This window comes from Alkalicoccobacillus gibsonii, assembly GCF_016798245.1.
Classification (GTDB): Bacteria; Bacillota; Bacilli; order Bacillales; family Bacillaceae_D; genus Alkalicoccobacillus; species Alkalicoccobacillus gibsonii.
The window spans coordinates 201,755-221,200 of record NZ_JAEUZA010000005.1 but is presented as its reverse complement, the minus strand read 5'-3'; the positions used below and the strand labels follow the sequence as shown (position 1 = coordinate 221,200).

Below are 19,446 nucleotides of genomic sequence, written 5' to 3'. Positions count from 1 at the left end.
AAAAACCGTCTCTCCAAAAAGAGGCGGTTTTTTTGATGTTACCGTATCTTCGCATACACACATGTATCTCGTAACTCATCACTGTCAATCGCCTTTGCTTCCTGCTTCAATACTGCCTCGAGTTCAAAGTTCAGCCTCTCGGCAATCGCGCGGCTTTTCACGTTTTTCGCGTCGCATCGAATTTCAACTCTACGTGCATTTAATTCTTGAAAGGCAAAGTCTGTAATACCCTGAACAGCTTCAGTCATATAGCCTTTTCCGCTATAATCCGTTCGAATCCAGTAGCCTATCTCCACTTTTGGAACATCCCAATCAATACGATGGAGTCCGGATGATGCGACGAGTTCTCCAGTTTCTTTATGGAAGACGAGTAAGCGAAGGTCTTTTCGGGTTAAAAAGTTTACGTGAGCTTCGCGAATATTTGCTTCTGTGAGCTCTGGTGATTGTTCAAAATGAGCAAAAGGTAACCACGGTTTTAACTCCTCAATCGATGTGCTTACCGCCTCGTACATTTTCGCACCGTCACCCGGTTTTGGAGCTCGAATCAATAATCGTTCGGTTTCAAAGCTTTCTGGAAAATCAATCATTAAGGGGTTCATTCGGTTCACCTCATCTTCAGTTCTCTTCAGTTTACTTGAATGAAAGGTTCCTGCCAATAGAATAAAATGAATATTTTCCCTATTGTGAGGCACGATAAGTGTATTAAAGAGTGAGGTGGACAAGACATGCCTTCTATCTATTCAGTTAGTACATACGCGCCTCCACACAAGCTTCGTCAAGAGGATACGATGGAGTTTGCGAGAGAGTTATTTAGTGAAAGCTTTGAGGATATTGAACGTCTCTTAACCGTATTTGGGAATGGCCAAATCGATGAGCGTTATTTTGCGGCACCGATGGAATGGTTCCACGCGCCACATACGTTAAAAGAGCGAAACGACTTATTTATTGAACTAGCTGTTAAGTATGGTGTAGCGGCAATCCGAAATTGTCTTCAAGACAGCACCTTTTTAAAGAGAAGAGTGGGTGTGGATGAGGTTGATGCCATTATTTGTGTCACCAGTTCAGGTATGTCGACACCTGGACTAGAAGCACGAATGATGAATCATCTTTCATTCGATAAGCATACGAAACGAATTCCGATATGGGGACTGGGCTGTGCTGGAGGAGCTGCGGGATTAAGTCGAGCCTTTGAATATTGTCAGGCTCATCCTAAGGAAAATGTGCTGCTCATCTGTGTGGAGTTGTGTAGCCTAACCTTTCAACAGAATGACCATTCTAAGAGTAACTTGATTGGGACCTCGCTTTTTGCAGATGGAGTGGCCTGTGCTTTAATTGGTGGAGATGAGAGTCCACTTCGTTTTGATCTTGTAAAAGAAACCTCTCCACGTTTTCTAGGTAGCAGATCAACATTGATGCCTCAATCAGAGGATGTGATGGGCTGGGATGTGCGTGACTCGGGCTTACACGTTGTCTTTTCACGAAGCATTCCGGGAATTGTGGAGAAATGGCTTGAACCTAATGTGAAGGAATTTCTGCAGGCAGAGGAGGTTCAGCTCTCTGACATTGATGCCTTTATTGCACACCCAGGCGGGAAAAAGGTGCTGGAGTCCTATGAAAAAGCATTAGGGTTCTCAACTGAAAAAACAGCCGTTTCGAGAGAGGTATTACGAAAGTATGGGAACATGTCCTCTCCTACGGTGTTATATGTGTTAAAAGAATTTATGGAAGCAGACAGACCACTCGGTTATCGCGGGTTAATTGCAGCACTCGGACCAGGCTTTTGCTCTGAGCTTGTACATGTTGAATGGGAGGGAATGGTTCATTGATACTCGTTTATCTCTTTATTGGACTTGTTGTTGTGCAACGATTAGCTGAAGTTGGAGTAGCCAAATCAAATGAACGGTGGATGATGGAACGTGGTGCGTTTGAAGCAGGAGCGAACCATTATCCTGTCATGGTTGCTCTTCATGTTTGTTTTTTCCTTTCATTACTAACTGAGGTGACGATTCGGCAATCAGAATGGACAATGTGGAGCATTTTGCCGCTTGTTTTCTTTTTGATTGCACAAGCGATTCGAGTATGGGCACTTGCCACACTCGGCAGAAGCTGGAATACCAAGATTATCGTTTTGCCTGGAGCGGAGCCTGTGAACCATGGGCCATACAAATGGATTCGCCATCCTAACTATGCGGTCGTCGTTTTGGAGATTTTCTTCCTGCCACTCGTTTTCCAGGCCTACGTAACGGCTATCGTATTTAGTCTGTTAAATGTAGCCATGCTAAGTGTTCGAATTAAAGCAGAGGAAGAGGCGCTTAACCATGAAGATGGCTATCAGCAGACATTTAAACATGTGAGACGGTTTATTAGTATACGAAAGAAGTAAAAGAATCGGCGCCAATCCGTTCGGAATGGCGCCGATTTTGTATGATTTGAGTCTGTTCTAGTTCATTTAACATCTTTGCATTTTGTCGAATGAAAGAGGTCCTCATGCTACAATTATAATGAAGATTATTTAGGGGGAGTTAGGTTGGCTAAGAAACGTAAACAGCAATTTAGTGTTGGAACAGAGGAGAGTATAGCAGATTGCCTCGATCGTATGAAGAAGGAGGGATATCGTCCTGTTCGTCGGATGGAGAAGCCTGTTTTTAAGGAAAATGGCTCAAAAACTCCAGTTATCAGCCATCAGCAGATTATTTTTGAAGGAATATTGGAGGAAGACGAACAATAATTCTTTAATTAGATATAACCGTTCGACTTTTAGTTGACACTCTTAAAGATACCTTGTAAGATTAATGTGCATTGTCGATAAAAAACGAAATAACACCTCATATAATTTTGGGAATATGGCCCATACGTTTCTACCTGATAACCGTAAACTATCAGACTATGAGGGAAGATATCGCGCTTTCGTCTACTTTTTTCTTGTAGTGAGGGTGCGTCAAGCGCGGAATTAGCTGTCTTTCTCTCATTGTGCAGATTAGGATCTGATTCTGCGTTTTTTTGTTTGAAACAAGCAGTCATACGAGGGAGTGAATGATGGTGATGGAGCCAGTAGTTGGCGTAATCATGGGAAGTACATCTGATTGGGAAACGATGAAACACGCGTGTGACATGTTGGATGAGTTAAATGTTCCGTATGAAAAGAAAGTTGTTTCTGCTCATCGTACACCAGACCTGATGTTTCAATATGCTGAGCAAGCTGTTGAACGGGGGCTAAAAGTTATCATTGCTGGAGCAGGAGGAGCCGCACATCTACCAGGTATGGTTGCTGCTAAAACGCCAATACCAGTGATTGGTGTTCCGGTTCAATCCAAGGCACTTAATGGACTTGATTCGCTTTTGTCAATTGTTCAAATGCCAGGCGGTGTTCCAGTAGCGACTGTCGCCATTGGTAGGGCAGGTGCGACTAATGCAGGAATCCTTGCAGCACAAATTGTTGGGACAACGAATCAAGCAGTACAGGATGCCGTGCTAACCAAGCGTAAGGAAAAGGAAGAAGCAGTCCTTGCGAGTAGTGATACGCTATGAGCGATGTATTAGTAAAACCTGGAGCAACCATCGGCATGATCGGTGGTGGACAGTTAGGAAGAATGATGGCTCAATCAGCGAAGCAAATGGGTTATCGTATTGCGGTTTTGGAACCAGGACACGATTCCCCGTGTGCTCAAGTAGCTGATCATGTGATTGAAGCAAAGTATGACGATCTTGACGGAGCAGCTAAGCTTGCAGAGGTAAGTGATGTAATCACATATGAGTTTGAAAATATAGATGAATCAACGGCGAAGTGGCTGACAGAACATGTTGATTTTCCTCAGGGGTTTGACGTGTTACGGGTCAGTCAGCATCGACTAACAGAAAAACGAACAATTGAATCATTAGGCGTACCTGTGGCACCCTATGCAGAGGTTTCGTCACTCTCTGACATTCAATCAGCTTATGAAACCGTTGGACTTCCGGCTGTTTTGAAAACGTGTCGAGGTGGTTACGATGGAAAAGGCCAGGCTGTTGTTCATACGTTTGAAGAGCTAGAGCAGGCTGCGACAGAGCTTATTCAAGCAGGCGAGCTTGTTTTGGAAGGGTGGATTTCATTTCAGTGTGAGGTTTCAGTTATTGTGACTCGCACGCGTAATGGAGAATCGAGTACCTTCCCTGTAGCCGAAAATATTCATAAGAACAATATTCTGCACCAGTCTATCGTGCCAGCACGTATCTCTGCGGAAACTGCTAAAGAAGCACGAGCCATTGCTTTAAAGCTTGCTGAAGGCCTTGAAGTAGTTGGAACACTTGCAGTTGAAATGTTTGTTCAAGAGGATGGACACATTCTAGTGAATGAGATTGCTCCACGTCCACATAACTCAGGGCATTATACGATTGAGGCTTGCCGGACATCACAATTTGAACAGCAAATTAGAGCTGTGTGTGGGTTACCACTTGGTAGTACGGAGCTTTTAAAGCCAGTTGTGATGGAGAATCTACTCGGTGAGGATATCGAGCCTTTATATGAGAAGCTACATCTACTAGGTGATATTTCACTGCATCTGTATGGGAAGGCCGAAGCCAAGGAAAAACGGAAGATGGGTCACCTAACTGTTCTTGCAGATACAGTAGAAGATGCACTTAGTCAGCTTGAGCAATTTAAAAAAGAAGCAATGAACTAATTTATAGATACTATATGGAGGCTTACTTACATGATTGAACGTTATACTCGTCCGGAAATGGGCGCCATTTGGACTGATGAAAACCGTTATAATGCGTGGCTAGAAGTTGAGATTGTTGCGTGTGAAGCTTGGTCTGAGCTAGGAATGATTCCAAAGGAAGATGTACAAAAGATTCGCGAGCATGCGAGCTTTGACATCGCACGTATTCTTGAAATTGAAGAAGAGACAAGACATGATGTTGTGGCATTTACGCGTGCGGTATCTGAGACACTTGGAGAAGAGCGCAAATGGGTTCATTACGGATTGACGTCAACGGATGTTGTAGATACGGCCCTTTCTTATTTACTTAAACAAGCGAATGATATTTTAGCTGCTGACTTAGATCGTTTTCTTGAAATCTTAAAAAATAAAGCCATTGAGCACAAATACACGGTAATGATGGGCCGTACTCATGGAGTTCATGCAGAGCCAACCACATTTGGTTTGAAGCTTGGCTTATGGTATGAGGAAATGAAGCGAAACATTGAACGCTTTAAGCACGCAGCAGAAGGTGTACGTTTTGGTAAGCTGTCTGGTGCTGTTGGAACCTATGCCAACATTGACCCACAGATTGAGCAGCTTGTTTGTGAAAAGCTTGGACTGAATGCAGCACCAATCTCTACTCAAACCCTGCAGCGTGATCGACATGCAGAATACATGGCAACTCTTGCTCTGATTGCAACATCTGTAGAGAAATTTGCTGTTGAGATTCGAGGTCTTCAAAAGAGTGAGACGCGTGAAGTCGAAGAATTTTTCGCGAAAGGTCAAAAAGGATCGTCTGCGATGCCACACAAACGTAACCCAATCGGTTCTGAAAATATGACTGGGCTTGCTCGTTTAATTAGAGGCTACATGCTGACAGCCTACGAAAACGTACCACTATGGCACGAGCGTGATATCTCTCACTCATCTGCTGAACGAGTGATTTTACCAGATGCCACAATCGGTCTGAATTACATGTTAAATCGTTTCTCAAATATCGTGAAGAATCTTACAGTTTTCCCTGAAAACATGAAGCGTAATATGACGCGTACATACGGGTTGATTTACTCTCAACGCGTACTCCTTTCTCTTATTGATAAGGGCATGGTTCGTGAGGAAGCATATGATCTTGTCCAACCAAAAGCTACACAAGCTTGGGAAGAGGGTATTCAATTCCGCGAGCTTGTTGATGCAGAAGAGCGCATTACAGCGGTGCTAACTAAGGAAGAAATTGACGAATGCTTTAACTACGAGCACCACTTAAAGCATGTAGACACGATTTTTAGTCGCCTTGGCTTACAGTAAACCTTAGGAGGTCCACACCAATGGAAAAGCAGCAACAGCTTTACGAAGGAAAAGCAAAACGAATTTATCAAACGTCTGAACCGGGTGTTCTTTGGGTCACTTATAAGGATGATGCAACAGCATTTAATGGAGAGAAAAAGGATACGCTTGAAGGTAAGGCGAGATTGAATAATGAAATTTCCACGTTAATCTTTACTCACTTGAATGAAAAAGGGCTTCAAAGTCACTTTATTCGGAGATTATCTGACACGGAGCAGCTTGTGCGTCAGGTGGAGATCGTTCCACTTGAAGTGGTTGTCCGCAATGTCGTAGCTGGAAGCATGGCGAAGCGTCTTGGGATAGAAGAAGGCACGCCACTTGTTGAACCAATCGTTGAGTTCTATTACAAGGATGATGCATTAGGAGATCCTCTCATCACAGAGGATCATGTGTATCTCCTTGAAGCAGCAACAGCCGAAGAGGTTGAATCTCTTAAAATACAAGCAAAAAAAGTAAATGAGTTATTAGTAGAGTTGTTTGCAGGAATTGGTGTAAGGCTTGTTGATTTTAAATTAGAATTTGGTCGTACGAACGAAGGAAAGCTCCTTTTAGCTGATGAGATTTCACCTGACACATGTCGCCTATGGGATATAAAAACAAACCAGAAGTTAGATAAAGATCTGTTTCGTCGTAATCTAGGAAACTTGCAAGATGGATATCAGGAAATACTAACACGCTTGGGAGGCCAATAATGTATAAAGTTAAAGTCTACGTAACGTTAAGAGAAAGTGTTCTTGATCCACAAGGAGTAGCGGTTCAAAATGCGCTACACACGATGGAGTATAAGGAAGTACAAGAAGTACGTATCGGAAAATACATGGAGCTGACACTTGCAGATACAAGTGACGTGGACGCTCGTGTAAAAGAAATGTGCGAGAAGCTTTTAGCGAATACCGTTATTGAAGACTATAGCTATGAAATTGAGGAGGTTGTCTCTTCATGAAGTTTGCGGTCATAGTATTTCCAGGCTCGAACTGCGACGCGGATATGTACCATGCTATCCGCGACCAGCTTGGGGAAGAGGTTGATTACGTGTGGCACAACGATACCTCACTTGATGGGTATGATGGCATTCTCTTGCCGGGTGGTTTCTCACACGGTGACTACCTGCGTTCAGGTGCCATTGCTAGATTTGCTCCAATTATGAACGCGGTTATTGAAGCGGCAAATGCAGGCGTACCCGTTCTTGGTGTGTGTAATGGGTTCCAGGTTCTCTTAGAGGCTGGTTTACTTCCGGGTGCAATGAAGCGTAACGAAGGACTAAAGTTCATCTGTCGTCCAGTACAACTATCAGTAGAAAATGCAGATACATTGTTCACAACAGCTTATACAAAGGGACAAGAGATTACGATCCCTGTCGCACATGGAGAAGGAAACTATGAATGTGACGAGGAAACCTACCAAGCACTTGAAGCAAATAATCAAATTGTGTTCCGATATAGCGAGAATGTAAATGGATCGCGTCATCAGATTGCAGGGATTGTGAACGAGGCAGGAAATGTACTTGGTATGATGCCTCACCCTGAGCGTGCAGTAGAAGAGCTTCTTGGCAGTGACCAAGGGCTACCATTATTTCAATCTATTCTAAAAAACTGGAGGGACTCTCATGTCACTACTCGTTGAACCAACATCTGAACAGGTAAAAAAAGAAAAGCTGTATCAGGCTATGGGTTTAACTGATGATGAATTCCAGCTTGTTGAAGAGATTTTAGGACGCACCCCTAACTACACAGAAACCGGATTATTCTCAGTTATGTGGTCAGAGCATTGCAGCTACAAAAACTCAAAGGTACTTCTTAAGAAGTTCCCTGTAACAGGTGAAAAAGTTCTTCAAGGACCTGGTGAAGGTGCTGGAATCATTGATATTGGTGATGAGCAGGCGGTTGTTTTCAAAATTGAAAGTCACAACCATCCTTCAGCAATTGAACCATATCAAGGAGCCGCAACCGGAGTTGGCGGAATTTTGCGTGATGTGTTCTCAATGGGTGCACGACCAATCTCTATTTTAAATTCCCTTCGATTTGGTGAACTAACGTCTCCAAAGGTACGCTACCTTTTTGAAGAGGTTGTTGCAGGAATTGCAGGATACGGAAACTGTATTGGTGTCCCAACAGTTGGCGGAGAAGTACAATTCGATCCTTGTTATGAAGGCAACCCTCTAGTAAATGCTATGTGTGTTGGATTAATTGATCACAAAGATATTCAAAAAGGCCAAGCAAAAGGTGTAGGAAACACAGTGATGTACGTTGGAGCAAGCACAGGCCGAGATGGGATTCACGGTGCAACCTTTGCATCTGAAGAGTTAAGTGAAAGTTCAGAAGAGAAACGCCCAGCCGTTCAAGTAGGAGATCCATTTATGGAGAAGCTTTTACTCGAAGCATGCCTTGAGTTGATTCAAAGTGACGCATTAGTCGGAATTCAAGACATGGGTGCGGCTGGACTGACTTCATCTTCAGCAGAGATGGCAAGTAAAGCTGGTTCTGGAATTGTGATGAATCTAGACCTTATTCCACAACGTGAAAAAGGCATGACAGCTTATGAAATGATGTTATCTGAATCCCAAGAGCGTATGCTGATCGTTGTCAAAAAAGGAAGAGAAGCAGAAATTAAAGAAATCGTGGATCGCTGGGGACTTCTTTCGGCAGAAGTTGGTTATGTAACAGATGACAAACGTCTTCGTCTTATGCATAACGGTGAAGTAGCAGCGGATGTTCCTGTAGATGCATTAGCTGAAGAAGCACCTGTTTATCACAAGCCTTCATCTGTACCAGCTTATTACAAGGAGTTCCAAGAACAAGCTACTTATGTACCTAAAGTAGAAGACTTTAATGAAACATTACTTAATCTATTAGCTCAGCCAACCATTGCTAGTAAGGAATGGGTCTACGATCAATACGATTATATGGTTCAAACAAATACGGTGGTATCACCAGGCTCTGATGCGGCTGTTGTGCGTATCCGAGATACACGTAAAGCACTTGCAATGACAACAGATTGTAATTCCCGTTATCTATACCTAGATCCTGAAGTGGGTGGCAAAATTGCAGTTGCCGAGGCAGCGCGTAATATCGTTGCATCTGGTGGCGTACCCCTTGGAGTTACAGACTGCTTAAACTACGGTAGCCCAGATAAGCCTGAGATCTTCTGGCAGCTTGAAACATCAACAGATGGAATGAGTGAAGCTTGCCGTACGCTTGAAACACCTGTTATTGGAGGAAACGTATCTCTTTACAATGAAACAACGGGTGGAGCCATTTATCCAACGCCTGTTATTGGCATGGTTGGTTTAATTGAAGATCTTGATCATATTACTACGCAGGACTACAAGGCAGTAGGAGATCTAGTTTATCTTCTTGGGGAAACAAAGCCTGAATTTAGCGGAAGTGAGCTTCAAAAGCTTCAAGAAGGACGTATTTTCGGTAAGGCACCTGAGATTGATTTGTCACTTGAGAAAGCTCGTTTAGAACAACTTCTAAAAGCGATCCAATCAGGACTTGTTGCATCAGCTCATGATGTGTCTGAAGGTGGACTCGCGGTTGCATTAGCAGAAGGGATGACTTCTGGTACCGTGGGTGTTCGTGTTCAACAAGAAGGAACAAACCCGGTTCATCTTTTTGCAGAGAGTCAATCTCGTTTTGTTGTTACCGTTTCTCCTGAACATCGCACAGCATTTGAAGCGATTGTGGATGCAGAATGTATTGGTGAAGTAACAAATGAAAATCAATTGGTCGTATGTGATGAGAATGGCAAGGCTGTTCTCGATCTGTCTCAAGAAGAAATCGTTAAGGCTTGGAAAGGAGCCATTCCATGTTTGCTGAAATAAAAGGCTTAAATGAAGAGTGTGGAGTATTTGCTGTTTGGGGACATAAGGACGCAGCGCAAATTACGTACTATGGTTTGCATAGTCTTCAGCATCGTGGTCAGGAAGGAGCAGGTATCGTTGTTTCTGACGGAGACACGTTAAATGTTCATAAAGGCCTAGGACTTGTAAATGAAGTCTTTGACCAACAAACCTTACATTCTCTTCACGGCTCGGCGGCGATCGGTCATGTTCGTTACGCAACGGCTGGCGGCGGTGGATTCGCGAATGTCCAACCACTTATGTTTCGCTCACAGGTAGGCGGACTGGCCATTGCACATAACGGAAACATTGTGAATGCCAATAACCTTAAGCTTCAGCTTGAAAACCAAGGAAGTATCTTTCAATCAACATCTGATACAGAAGTACTCGCGCACCTCATTAAGCGTAGTGGCTATTGGTCTTTAGAAGACCAATTCCGCCACGCGCTTGCTATGCTCAAAGGAGCCTATGCATTTGCGGTGATGAATGAACATCAACTCATTGTTGCTATGGATCCAAACGGACTGAGACCACTTGCGATTGGTCGCATTGGTGAGGCGTACGTTGTCGCTTCTGAAACCTGTGCCTTTGACATCATCGGTGCAACCTATGAACGCGACGTACTACCTGGAGAAATGGTCATCATTGATGACAATGGATTACGTAGTGAACAATATGACAAATCTCCAAATCCTGCGATCTGTAGCATGGAGTATGTGTACTTTGCTCGCCCTGATAGTAACGTAGAAACGATTAACGTTCATACAGCAAGAAAACAGCTAGGGAAACAGCTTGCCATTGAAGCGCCAATTGAAGCAGACGTGGTGACAGGTGTGCCAGACTCTAGTATTTCAGCAGCCATTGGATATGCAGAGCAAACGGGGATCCCGTACGAACTCGGGTTAATTAAGAATCGCTATGTTGGACGTACCTTCATTCAGCCTTCGCAGGAGCTACGTGAACAAGGTGTGAAGATGAAGCTCTCTGCCGTTCGTGGTGTAGTTGAAGGCAAACGAGTGGTTATGATAGATGACTCGATAGTTCGTGGAACAACAAGTCGTAGAATTGTGAACATGTTAAAGGAAGCCGGCGCACTTGAGGTTCATGTGCGTATCAGTTCTCCTCCAATTAAGCATCCTTGCTTCTACGGGATTGATACATCTACCACTTCAGAACTGATTGCCTCGCAGCATTCGCTAGACGAGATGCGAGACATGATGGGTGCAGATAGCTTAGCCTTTTTAAGTACGGACGGTTTAATGAAGGGAATTGGACGGAATCCAGAGATGAGTAATTGTGGTCAATGCTTGGCTTGTTTCACAGGAGAATATCCTACAGAAATTTACGCAGATACAGTTCATCCACACGCAAAGGTGTAATAAAGGGAGGCAGCATTCGCATGTCAGATGCATACAAACAAGCCGGCGTTGATATTGAAGCAGGCTATGAATCAGTGAAACGAATGGGACAGCATGTTAAACGAACAGCTCGCGCAGGTGTTCTTGGAGGGCTAGGTGGATTTGGAGGCAACTTCGATCTATCGTCCTTAAATTACAAAGAGCCCGTCCTTGTATCCGGAACAGACGGTGTAGGAACGAAGCTTATGCTTGCTTTTATGATGGATAAGCATGACACAATCGGTGTAGATGCCGTTGCTATGTGTGTAAACGATATTGTTGTTCAGGGTGCAGAGCCGCTTTATTTCCTTGATTATATTGCATGTGGAAAGGCTGATCCAGCGCGAATTGAAGCCATTGTTAAAGGAGTGGCGGATGGCTGTGAACAGGCTGGATGTGCTCTTATTGGCGGTGAAACAGCGGAGATGCCGGGGATGTATGATCCAGAAGAATATGACCTAGCAGGGTTTTCTGTTGGAGCTGTTGAGAAGTCCGCACTGATTACGGGCGATGCAATCAAGCCCGGTAACGTTGTTATTGGACTTAGCTCAAGTGGCTTACACAGCAACGGGTTCTCGCTTGTAAGACATATTTTACTAGAGAAATCAGGATATGCTCTTACGGATCAAGTAGATGGACTAGAAGACTCACTCGGTGAGGTATTGTTAACACCAACTAAGATTTATGTGAAGCCATTACTAGCTGCAATCAAACACCATACTGTTAATGGGCTTGCCCACATTACAGGTGGCGGTTTCTATGAAAATGTCCCAAGAATGCTACCAGCTGGTACTAAAGTAGAAATTGATAACGGCTCTTGGCCTATTCCTGCTATTTTTAATGTGCTAAAAAGAGAGGGAGAACTGAGTGAAAAAGACCTCTTCTCTACCTTTAATATGGGAATTGGGATGATGCTTGTTGTTCCAGAAGAGGAGCACCTTGATGTCATTCGTACACTTGAAGCAGAAGGTGAGCAGGCATACATTATTGGTCGTGTAACCGAGGGCGAAGGAGTAGCTATTGGAGGCATTGATTCATGAAGATCGCCGTATTTGCTTCAGGAACAGGCTCAAATGCTGAAGCTTTAATGCAAGCCGCATCCCAAAAGCAATTAGGTGGCGAGGTGGCGCTTCTTGTCTCTGATAAACCTGGTGCTGGTGCGCTTGATAAGGCTGATCGGTTTTGCGTACCTTCAATCGCACTAGCACCAAAGGACTTTGCAACAAAGGCAGACTATGAAGCAAAGGTAGTCTCTCATTTGCAGGAGCACGGTGTGGAATTTGTCTGCTTAGCAGGTTACATGAGATTAATTGGTTCTACCCTACTAAACGCATACGAGGGTCGTATCGTGAATATCCATCCATCCCTATTACCAGCTTTTCCTGGATTAGATGCAGTGGGCCAGGCATTAGAAGCAGGGGTAAGTGAAACAGGCGTAACGATCCATTATGTAGATGCTGGGATGGATACTGGTCCAATTATTGCCCAAGAAAAAGTTCTAATTGAAGTGACCGATACAAGGGAAGATGTTTTCCGGAAGATTCAAGAGATCGAACACAATCTTTATCCGCAAACGGTTAAGCAGATCATGGAAACAAAAGTTGTAGGAGGAGACGGACAAAATGAGTAAGAAACGAGCATTAGTCAGTGTATCTAAAAAAGAAGGATTAGTACCATTTGTTCAAGGACTCGTGGAACAAGGCATTGAAGTCATTTCAACAGGTGGAACCAAAAAAGCACTTGAAGAAGCAGGTGTGCCTGTTATTGGTATTTCAGAAGTGACTGGATTCCCAGAAATTTTAGATGGCCGAGTCAAAACCCTTCATCCGAATATCCATGGTGGCTTACTTGCCATGCGTGAAAAAGCGGAGCACCTGGAAGCTCTTGAAACACATTCAATTGATCCGATTGACTTTGTTGTCGTCAACCTTTATCCATTTGCTGAAACCATTGCAAAGGAAAACGCTACGTTTGAAGACGCCATTGAAAACATCGACATCGGTGGTCCAAGCATGCTTCGTTCAGCAGCAAAGAATCATAACCATGTAACGGTAGTTGTTGATCCTACTGACTATGAGCATGTATTAGCTGAGCTAAAAGAAAACGGATCAGTTAATGGAGACACTCGTCGCCGTTTAGCTGCAAAAGTATTCCGTCATACTGCTGCCTACGATGCAATGATTGGAAGCTATTTAACAGAAGCGGTGGGAGAGGAATATCCAGAGTCTCTAACCCTTACATATGAGCGAAGTCAATCTCTTCGTTATGGAGAGAATCCACACCAAAAAGCAGCGTTCTACAAGTCTGCTCAAGGAGATAAAAGCTCAATCGCAAATGCCACACAGCTTCACGGGAAAGAGCTTTCGTACAACAATATTGGAGATGCAAATGCAGCTCTTGAGATTGTAAAGGAATTTTCTGAGCCAGCTGCTGTAGCTGTGAAGCACATGAACCCATGTGGAGTCGGTACAGGCGAAAAAATTGAGCAGGCCTTTAACCGTGCATACGAAGCAGATTCTGTTTCTATTTTTGGTGGAATCATTGCACTGAATCGTGAAGTAGACGCTGCTACGGCTGACAAAATGTCTGCAATTTTCTTAGAGGTGATTATCGCTCCGAGCTTTACAGAAGAAGCAAAAGCGATCTTAACAAAAAAGAAAAACATCCGCTTACTTCAATTAGCAATTGAAACAACGGAAAAAGCAGTGAATAAAGTGACATCTGTTCAAGGCGGATTGTTGGTTCAAGAGGAAGATAAACCAGAAGTGGACGAAACGAGCTGGACCGTTCCAACGAAACGTCAACCAACAGAAGACGAGTGGACAGCATTAAAGTTAGGCTGGAAAGTCGTGAAGCATGTGAAATCGAATGCTATCGTAATAACAAATGGTGAGATGACTGTCGGTGTTGGAGCTGGTCAAATGAATCGTGTGGGTGCGGCTGGTATCGCAATTGAGCAAGCGGGTGAGCGCGCAAATGGCTCAGCGCTCGCATCTGATGCGTTCTTCCCAATGGGGGACACAGTAGAAGCAGCAGGAAAAGCTGGAGTGAAGGCGATTATTCAACCGGGTGGATCGATTCGTGACGAAGAATCTATTCAAAAAGCAGACGAATATGGCATTGCCATGGTCTTCACTGGCACACGTCACTTTAAACACTAAGAGCGGAGGATACCACAATGAATGTACTTGTAGTTGGAGGCGGTGGACGAGAGCATGCCATCGCGTGGAAGCTCTCACAAAGCACAAAAGTTGAGAAGGTGTTTGCAGCACCAGGGAATCCAGGAATGACGGATGTAGCAGAAGTTGTATCCATTGGTGAAACCGATTTTGCTGGTTTGATTTCCTTTGCTAAAGACAATAACGTAGAGTGGACTGTGATTGGTCCCGAGGTGCCTTTAAGCCTTGGAATTGTTGACCACTTTAGAGAAGCTGGATTAAAGGTGTTTGGTCCGAACCAAGCCGCAGCTAAAATTGAAGGCAGTAAGTCCTTTGCGAAAGATCTTATGAACCGGTATGGCATCCCTACAGGTGCATCCGCAACATTTTCTGACTACGTGGAAGCCGCATCTTATGTAAAAACACAAGGTGCGCCAATCGTCATTAAAGCAGACGGACTTGCAGCTGGAAAAGGCGTAACCGTAGCCATGACAGAGGAAGAAGCACTTGCTGCTTTGTCTGACGTATTAGAAGCGAATCGCTTTGGAGATGCAGGAGCGAGTGTGTTGGTTGAGGAGTATTTGGAAGGGGAAGAACTATCCCTGATGGCGTTTGTTCATAACGATATCGTTGTGCCAATGGTCGGTGCACAGGATCACAAGCGTGCATTCGATGCGGACAAAGGACCGAACACAGGCGGGATGGGTGCATACTCCCCTGTTCCTCAATTTAATGCTAATCAAGTAGACGTGGCGGTTCGTGCCGTATTAGAGCCAGCGGCGGCTGCAATGGTTGAAGAAGGTACACCATTTACCGGAATCCTATACGCAGGCTTGATGATGACAGCCACAGGACCAAAAGTCATTGAGTTTAACGCCCGCTTTGGAGATCCGGAAACACAAGTGGTGCTTCCACGATTAGAGACAGACTTAATCGACGTGATGGAGAAACTTCACAATGGTGAAAAACCAGAGCTCCTCTGGTCAGAAGAAGCAGTTGTCGGAGTAGTCATGGCGAGCACTGGTTACCCTGGAGAATATCCAAAAGGTGTAGCTATTGCTGGACTCGAGGTAGCTGCTAAAAAAGGACTCGTTTTCCATGCAGGAACGGCTCTTCATGATGGCATCTGGCAAACAAATGGAGGCCGCGTCCTCCTAGTTGCAGCCAAAGGAGAAACCATTCAAGAGGCAAAAGAAAAAGCCTATGAATCTCTAATCCATATTAAGAGCGAAGGCCTATTTAACCGAACGGATATCGCGGATAAAGCGATCAAATAGAGAAAAGGACAGCATCAGCTTAGGCGGGTGCTGTTTTTTTGGGGATGAGGGGGATTGATGTGATAGAGTGCGGGATCTATGCGATAGAGGAGGGATTGGTGTGATAGGGAGCGGGATCCATGGGATGGAGGAGGGATTGATGTGATAGGGAGCGAGATCCATGCGATGGATGGGGGATTAATGTTATAAGGTGCGGGATCCATGCGATAGAGGAGGGATTGATGTGATAGGGTGCGGGATCCATGTGATGAGGAAGGATTGATGTGATAGGGTGCGGGATCCATGTGATGAGGAAGGATTGATGTGATAGAGAAAGGGATCCATGCAATGGAGGAGGAATAGATGTGATGGAGTGCAGGATCCATGCGATAGAGGAGGAATGGATATGATAGAGAGCGGGATCCATGTGATGGAGGAGGAATGGATGTGATAGAGAGCGGGATCCATGCGATAGAGGAGGAATTGATGTGATGGAGTGCGGGATCCATGTGATAGAGGAGGGATTGATGTGATAGGGTGCGGGATCCATGTGATAGAGGAGGGATTTGTGTGATAGGGTTCTGAACCCATGTGATGGAGGAGGAATGGATGTGATAGAGTGCGGGATCGATGTGATGGAGGAGGGATTTGTGTGATAGGGTTCTGAATTTATGTGATAGACGCTAGGATTGAAACGCTAACCCCGTCTCCACTCAAAACCAACTATTGCCCAACTCTTACTTTCCATGTTTTACTGATCTTATCAATTAAAACGAGCCTGGAGGAAACCGATGATCAGACGCCTCGCTTTGTTTCTGCTTTTTGCTTTGATGCCTTATGGTTATGTTGGCATGCAATTAGATTTTTCGTATCATGCTCTCAGTGGCTACATCGGGTGGGGCGTTGTCTTCATTTTAATCGGCTTTTTAACGAGACGTAGGATACTCGGACTAGAATGTATAGCCATTCCTTTTATTTCGTACGGCATTTCCTACATCTGTGTTCAGGCGTTCCAAAATGAACGTTGGTCCTACTTCTTTATTCCTTTTGGAGTTGAAGGGTCACTGCTTCTATTTTACATTCTTAGTCTATTTGGGTTAGGTATAGGGCTGTTAATTGGAAAAAAGAAAAAGAACCCAGCGTTATGATGGGTTCATTACACGTCCATCTTGATGATGTTCGTGTTTTTTTGTTTCTATCTGATTTGCTTTGTTCATATACTTAATAGGGCAAAAGCGGGTCATTCCTTCCGCTACCTTTAATGCACCGAGGATAATGCCGATAAACCCAATAAGGGATGCTTGTTTCTTTGCTGAAAATAAGCTGAGCAATGTGAGCCCGCATGTGATGCGAATAAATGACTCAATGAGATTTAAATTTGGCTTCATGTTCAGTTCCTCCACTTTAAAAAGTTATTTAATGCTTTTCACAATTAATGTGTGAAAAGATGTCACAAGTTTTTCCTATATAACCTTGATTTTGTGATAACATATAGACAAAAGAAAAATGAAATGGGTGATCTGCCAATGACGGAACGTATATATCGCTGGACAAAGAAACGCTTGCGCCAGCACCTGGATGTCGTCAGGGGAGAAAAAGCGCCTTCTATTGTTCTCAAAAATGCTACGTATCTCAATCACGCCAGACGAAAATGGCTTAAAGCAAATATTTGGATTGCGGATGATCGAATTGTTTATGTTGGACAGGAGCTTCCCCCGGTAACAGATAAGGATACTGAAATAATTGAATGTAAGAACTCAGTCGTTGTACCTGGGTATATTGAGCACCACGCTCATCCGTTTCAATTATATAATCCCCATAGCTTTGCAAGATATGCTTCGGCTCGTGGGACAACAACATTGATCAATGATAATTTATATTTCTTTTCGAATGTTGAAAAAAAGAAAGCGCTTTCTCTGATTGAAAAGCTGGAGGAAATGCCTGCAAGTATGTACTGGTGGGCAAGATACGACCCTCAGACTGAGCTCCAGAGCGAGGCTCATTTTACCAATTCTCGGATGAAAGCATGGCTTGAGCATCATCTGGTAGTTCAAGGCGGAGAGTTAACATCTTGGCCAAAAGTTCTAGAAGGTGATGATTCTACGTTACATTGGATGCAAGAGACCAGTCGCTTGCGTAAGCCAATTGAAGGACACCTGCCGGGAGCGTCAGAGCGGACGTTATCTCAAATGGCCCTGCTTGGTGTGACATGCGATCATGAGGCAATCAACGGAGAAGAAGCTGTTCGACGTCTGGATATGGGGTATATGACCTCTTTACGCCATTCCTCTATGCGACCTGACTTACCGAATCTACTTCGAGAAATGCAGGAGCTTGGCGTTGACCACTTTGTTCGCTGTATTATGACAACAGATGGGTCGCCTCCTTCATTTTACGAGGACGGTGTCATGGATAAATTAATTAAAATGGCTCTTGATGCAGGACTATCTGACTTTGATGCGTATGGAATGGCCACGTATTATGTAGCTAGATATTATAACCTGGATCATAAGCTAGGAATGATTGCGCCGGGCCGCATTGCACATCTTAACTTCCTTTCTGACAAACATTCACCAAAACCAATTGGTGTTTTAGCAAAAGGGCAGTGGATTGTCCGTGATGGCATTGAATGTCAAGGGGAAGAGTCGTTTGGCTGGAACGATTATGGGATAAAACCACTAGATATTAGCTGGGACTTAGATGAGAGTGAGTTACATTTTTCAATGCCGATGGGAATTGAAATGGTGAATGCCGTTATCTTAAAGCCTTACCGTATTACAGTTGAAGGTACTGTGAACGAGCTAAGTGATACTCATGATGAGAGCTTCTTTGTTCTAATCGACAAGAATGGTAAATGGATGATTAATACCATGATAAAAGGTTTTTCGAATAAGATTAAAGGTTTTGCTAGTTCTTTCTCTAACACAGGTGATTTCATTTTAATCGGAAAAAATGTAAAAGACATGGTCGCAGCCTTTCGCGCTGTAAAGGCACAAGGCGGAGGTATGGCAATTGTTGAAGATGGAGATGTGATTGGAAGTATCGTCCTTTCCTTAAATGGAGCGATGTCCGATAAGTCGATGGAAGGTATCATGGAGGAAGAGAAGAAGTTCGTTTCGCTTCTACGCGAACGAGGCTATAAGCACGAAGATCCAATCTATAGTTTACAATTCTTTTCATCAACTCATTTGCCATATATTCGCGTTACGCAAAGAGGAATCTATGATGTAACAAAGAAAAAGATACTCTTTCCTGCGATTATGCGCTAAAATGATAAAGTATAAGTTCCTGGTCAACAGATCAGGCATGCCGAAATTTTTGGAAAGGCGTGAAATGATTGCAAATCGATAAATTACGCGGTAAGGAACTTGATCAACTGTTTAAAGCCGTTCTTTCACTAAAAGATCTAGAGGAATGCTATGAATTCTTTGATGATCTTTGTACAATTAATGAAATACAGTCACTGGCACAACGTCTTGAAGTAGCAAGAATGCTTCAAAACGGATATACGTATCACAAAATTGAGACAGAGACTGGAGCAAGTACGGCAACCATCTCCAGGGTCAAGCGTTGCTTGAACTATGGAAATGACAGCTACACGATGGCTCTAGACCGTATCAAGGAAGAGCAAACGGGATCAACTGAATAAGTAAAAGCTATCTGCCATGGTTCGGCCATGAACAGATAGCTTTTTTTTGAAAAAAAGTGTGCATCCGTTGCTAAAATAGACTACAATAGTTCAAATATAAAAAACGTGTTTGAAAGGGGCTT

General features: G+C 43.8%; 20 protein-coding genes and 1 riboswitch. Of the genes, 18 read left to right on the top strand and 2 right to left on the bottom strand.

Going from position 1 to position 19,446, the window contains the following annotated elements; genetic code table 11:
* Nucleotides 1–38 precede the first annotated feature (38 nt).
* Complete coding sequence (locus JNO66_RS17985; RefSeq protein ID WP_203090578.1) at nt 39–599, bottom strand: GNAT family N-acetyltransferase; 561 nt, start codon at nt 597–599, stop codon at nt 39–41.
* Nucleotides 600–725: 126 nt separating this feature from the next.
* Between JNO66_RS17985 and JNO66_RS17980 the strand changes: the two genes are divergently transcribed.
* The 16 genes from JNO66_RS17980 to JNO66_RS17905 all read left to right on the top strand — a co-directional run bounded on the left by JNO66_RS17980 (nt 726) and on the right by JNO66_RS17905 (nt 16,823).
* Nucleotides 726–1,826, top strand: a complete 1,101-nt coding sequence (locus JNO66_RS17980) for a type III polyketide synthase (RefSeq protein WP_203090577.1) — start codon at nt 726–728, stop codon at nt 1,824–1,826.
* Nucleotides 1,823–2,383 carry an isoprenylcysteine carboxyl methyltransferase family protein gene (locus tag JNO66_RS17975; RefSeq protein ID WP_246483343.1) on the top strand — a complete coding sequence of 187 codons (561 nt, stop codon included), beginning with the start codon at nt 1,823–1,825 and terminating at the stop codon, nt 2,381–2,383. Before JNO66_RS17980 ends, JNO66_RS17975 begins: the two co-directional genes overlap by 4 nt.
* A gap of 144 nt (nt 2,384–2,527) precedes the next feature.
* Entirely contained in the window at nt 2,528–2,728 is a 201-nt protein-coding gene (locus tag JNO66_RS17970) for an NETI motif-containing protein (RefSeq protein WP_203090576.1), read from the top strand.
* 77 nt (nt 2,729–2,805) lie between these two features.
* A riboswitch (purine riboswitch) is annotated at nt 2,806–2,907 on the top strand.
* A gap of 135 nt (nt 2,908–3,042) precedes the next feature.
* A complete protein-coding gene (gene purE / locus JNO66_RS17965; protein ID WP_203090664.1) occupies nt 3,043–3,528 on the top strand; it encodes a 5-(carboxyamino)imidazole ribonucleotide mutase in 486 nt (161 codons plus the stop codon).
* Nucleotides 3,525–4,658 carry a 5-(carboxyamino)imidazole ribonucleotide synthase gene (gene purK / locus JNO66_RS17960; protein WP_203090575.1) on the top strand — a complete coding sequence of 378 codons (1,134 nt, stop codon included), beginning with the start codon at nt 3,525–3,527 and terminating at the stop codon, nt 4,656–4,658. Before purE ends, purK begins: the two co-directional genes overlap by 4 nt.
* A 30-nt stretch (nt 4,659–4,688) precedes the next feature.
* Complete coding sequence (gene purB / locus JNO66_RS17955) at nt 4,689–5,984, top strand: adenylosuccinate lyase (RefSeq protein WP_203090574.1); 1,296 nt, start codon at nt 4,689–4,691, stop codon at nt 5,982–5,984.
* Between the two features lie 20 nt (nt 5,985–6,004).
* Nucleotides 6,005–6,715: a phosphoribosylaminoimidazolesuccinocarboxamide synthase gene (purC, locus tag JNO66_RS17950; RefSeq protein ID WP_203090573.1), complete on the top strand. Its 711-nt coding sequence runs from the start codon at nt 6,005–6,007 to the stop codon at nt 6,713–6,715.
* Complete coding sequence (purS, locus tag JNO66_RS17945; RefSeq protein ID WP_203090572.1) at nt 6,715–6,966, top strand: phosphoribosylformylglycinamidine synthase subunit PurS; 252 nt, start codon at nt 6,715–6,717, stop codon at nt 6,964–6,966. Before purC ends, purS begins: the two co-directional genes overlap by 1 nt.
* Nucleotides 6,963–7,646: a phosphoribosylformylglycinamidine synthase subunit PurQ gene (gene purQ / locus JNO66_RS17940; protein ID WP_203090571.1), complete on the top strand. Its 684-nt coding sequence runs from the start codon at nt 6,963–6,965 to the stop codon at nt 7,644–7,646. The genes purS and purQ overlap by 4 nt, the downstream gene beginning before the upstream one ends.
* Nucleotides 7,630–9,846 (top strand): phosphoribosylformylglycinamidine synthase subunit PurL, encoded by a 2,217-nt coding sequence (purL, locus tag JNO66_RS17935; RefSeq protein ID WP_203090570.1) that lies wholly within the window; start codon nt 7,630–7,632, stop codon nt 9,844–9,846. Before purQ ends, purL begins: the two co-directional genes overlap by 17 nt.
* Nucleotides 9,831–11,243, top strand: coding sequence for an amidophosphoribosyltransferase (gene purF, locus JNO66_RS17930; RefSeq protein ID WP_203090569.1), 1,413 nt, complete (start codon nt 9,831–9,833; stop codon nt 11,241–11,243). The genes purL and purF overlap by 16 nt, the downstream gene beginning before the upstream one ends.
* 20 nt (nt 11,244–11,263) lie before the next feature.
* On the top strand, nt 11,264–12,301 hold the full coding sequence (gene purM / locus JNO66_RS17925; protein ID WP_203090568.1) for a phosphoribosylformylglycinamidine cyclo-ligase: 1,038 nt from the start codon (nt 11,264–11,266) through the stop codon (nt 12,299–12,301).
* Nucleotides 12,298–12,891, top strand: a complete 594-nt coding sequence (gene purN / locus JNO66_RS17920) for a phosphoribosylglycinamide formyltransferase (RefSeq protein WP_203090567.1) — start codon at nt 12,298–12,300, stop codon at nt 12,889–12,891. Before purM ends, purN begins: the two co-directional genes overlap by 4 nt.
* Entirely contained in the window at nt 12,884–14,422 is a 1,539-nt protein-coding gene (gene purH / locus JNO66_RS17915) for a bifunctional phosphoribosylaminoimidazolecarboxamide formyltransferase/IMP cyclohydrolase (protein WP_203090566.1), read from the top strand. The genes purN and purH overlap by 8 nt, the downstream gene beginning before the upstream one ends.
* A gap of 17 nt (nt 14,423–14,439) precedes the next feature.
* Complete coding sequence (gene purD, locus JNO66_RS17910) at nt 14,440–15,696, top strand: phosphoribosylamine--glycine ligase (RefSeq protein WP_203090565.1); 1,257 nt, start codon at nt 14,440–14,442, stop codon at nt 15,694–15,696.
* A gap of 770 nt (nt 15,697–16,466) precedes the next feature.
* A complete protein-coding gene (locus JNO66_RS17905) occupies nt 16,467–16,823 on the top strand; it encodes a hypothetical protein (RefSeq protein ID WP_203090564.1) in 357 nt (118 codons plus the stop codon).
* Here JNO66_RS17905 and JNO66_RS17900 read toward each other — a convergent pair.
* Nucleotides 16,818–17,063 carry a YgaP family membrane protein gene (locus tag JNO66_RS17900; protein WP_203090563.1) on the bottom strand — a complete coding sequence of 82 codons (246 nt, stop codon included), beginning with the start codon at nt 17,061–17,063 and terminating at the stop codon, nt 16,818–16,820. The two genes, JNO66_RS17905 and JNO66_RS17900, sit on opposite strands and share 6 nt — an antisense overlap.
* A 138-nt stretch (nt 17,064–17,201) precedes the next feature.
* On the opposite strand from JNO66_RS17900, the gene JNO66_RS17895 reads away from it, so the two are divergent.
* Both JNO66_RS17895 and JNO66_RS17890 read left to right on the top strand, forming a co-directional pair.
* Nucleotides 17,202–18,944 carry an adenine deaminase C-terminal domain-containing protein gene (locus tag JNO66_RS17895; RefSeq protein ID WP_203090562.1) on the top strand — a complete coding sequence of 581 codons (1,743 nt, stop codon included), beginning with the start codon at nt 17,202–17,204 and terminating at the stop codon, nt 18,942–18,944.
* Nucleotides 18,945–19,012: 68 nt separating this feature from the next.
* On the top strand, nt 19,013–19,324 hold the full coding sequence (locus tag JNO66_RS17890; RefSeq protein ID WP_203090561.1) for a YerC/YecD family TrpR-related protein: 312 nt from the start codon (nt 19,013–19,015) through the stop codon (nt 19,322–19,324).
* Nucleotides 19,325–19,446: the final 122 nt, after the last annotated feature.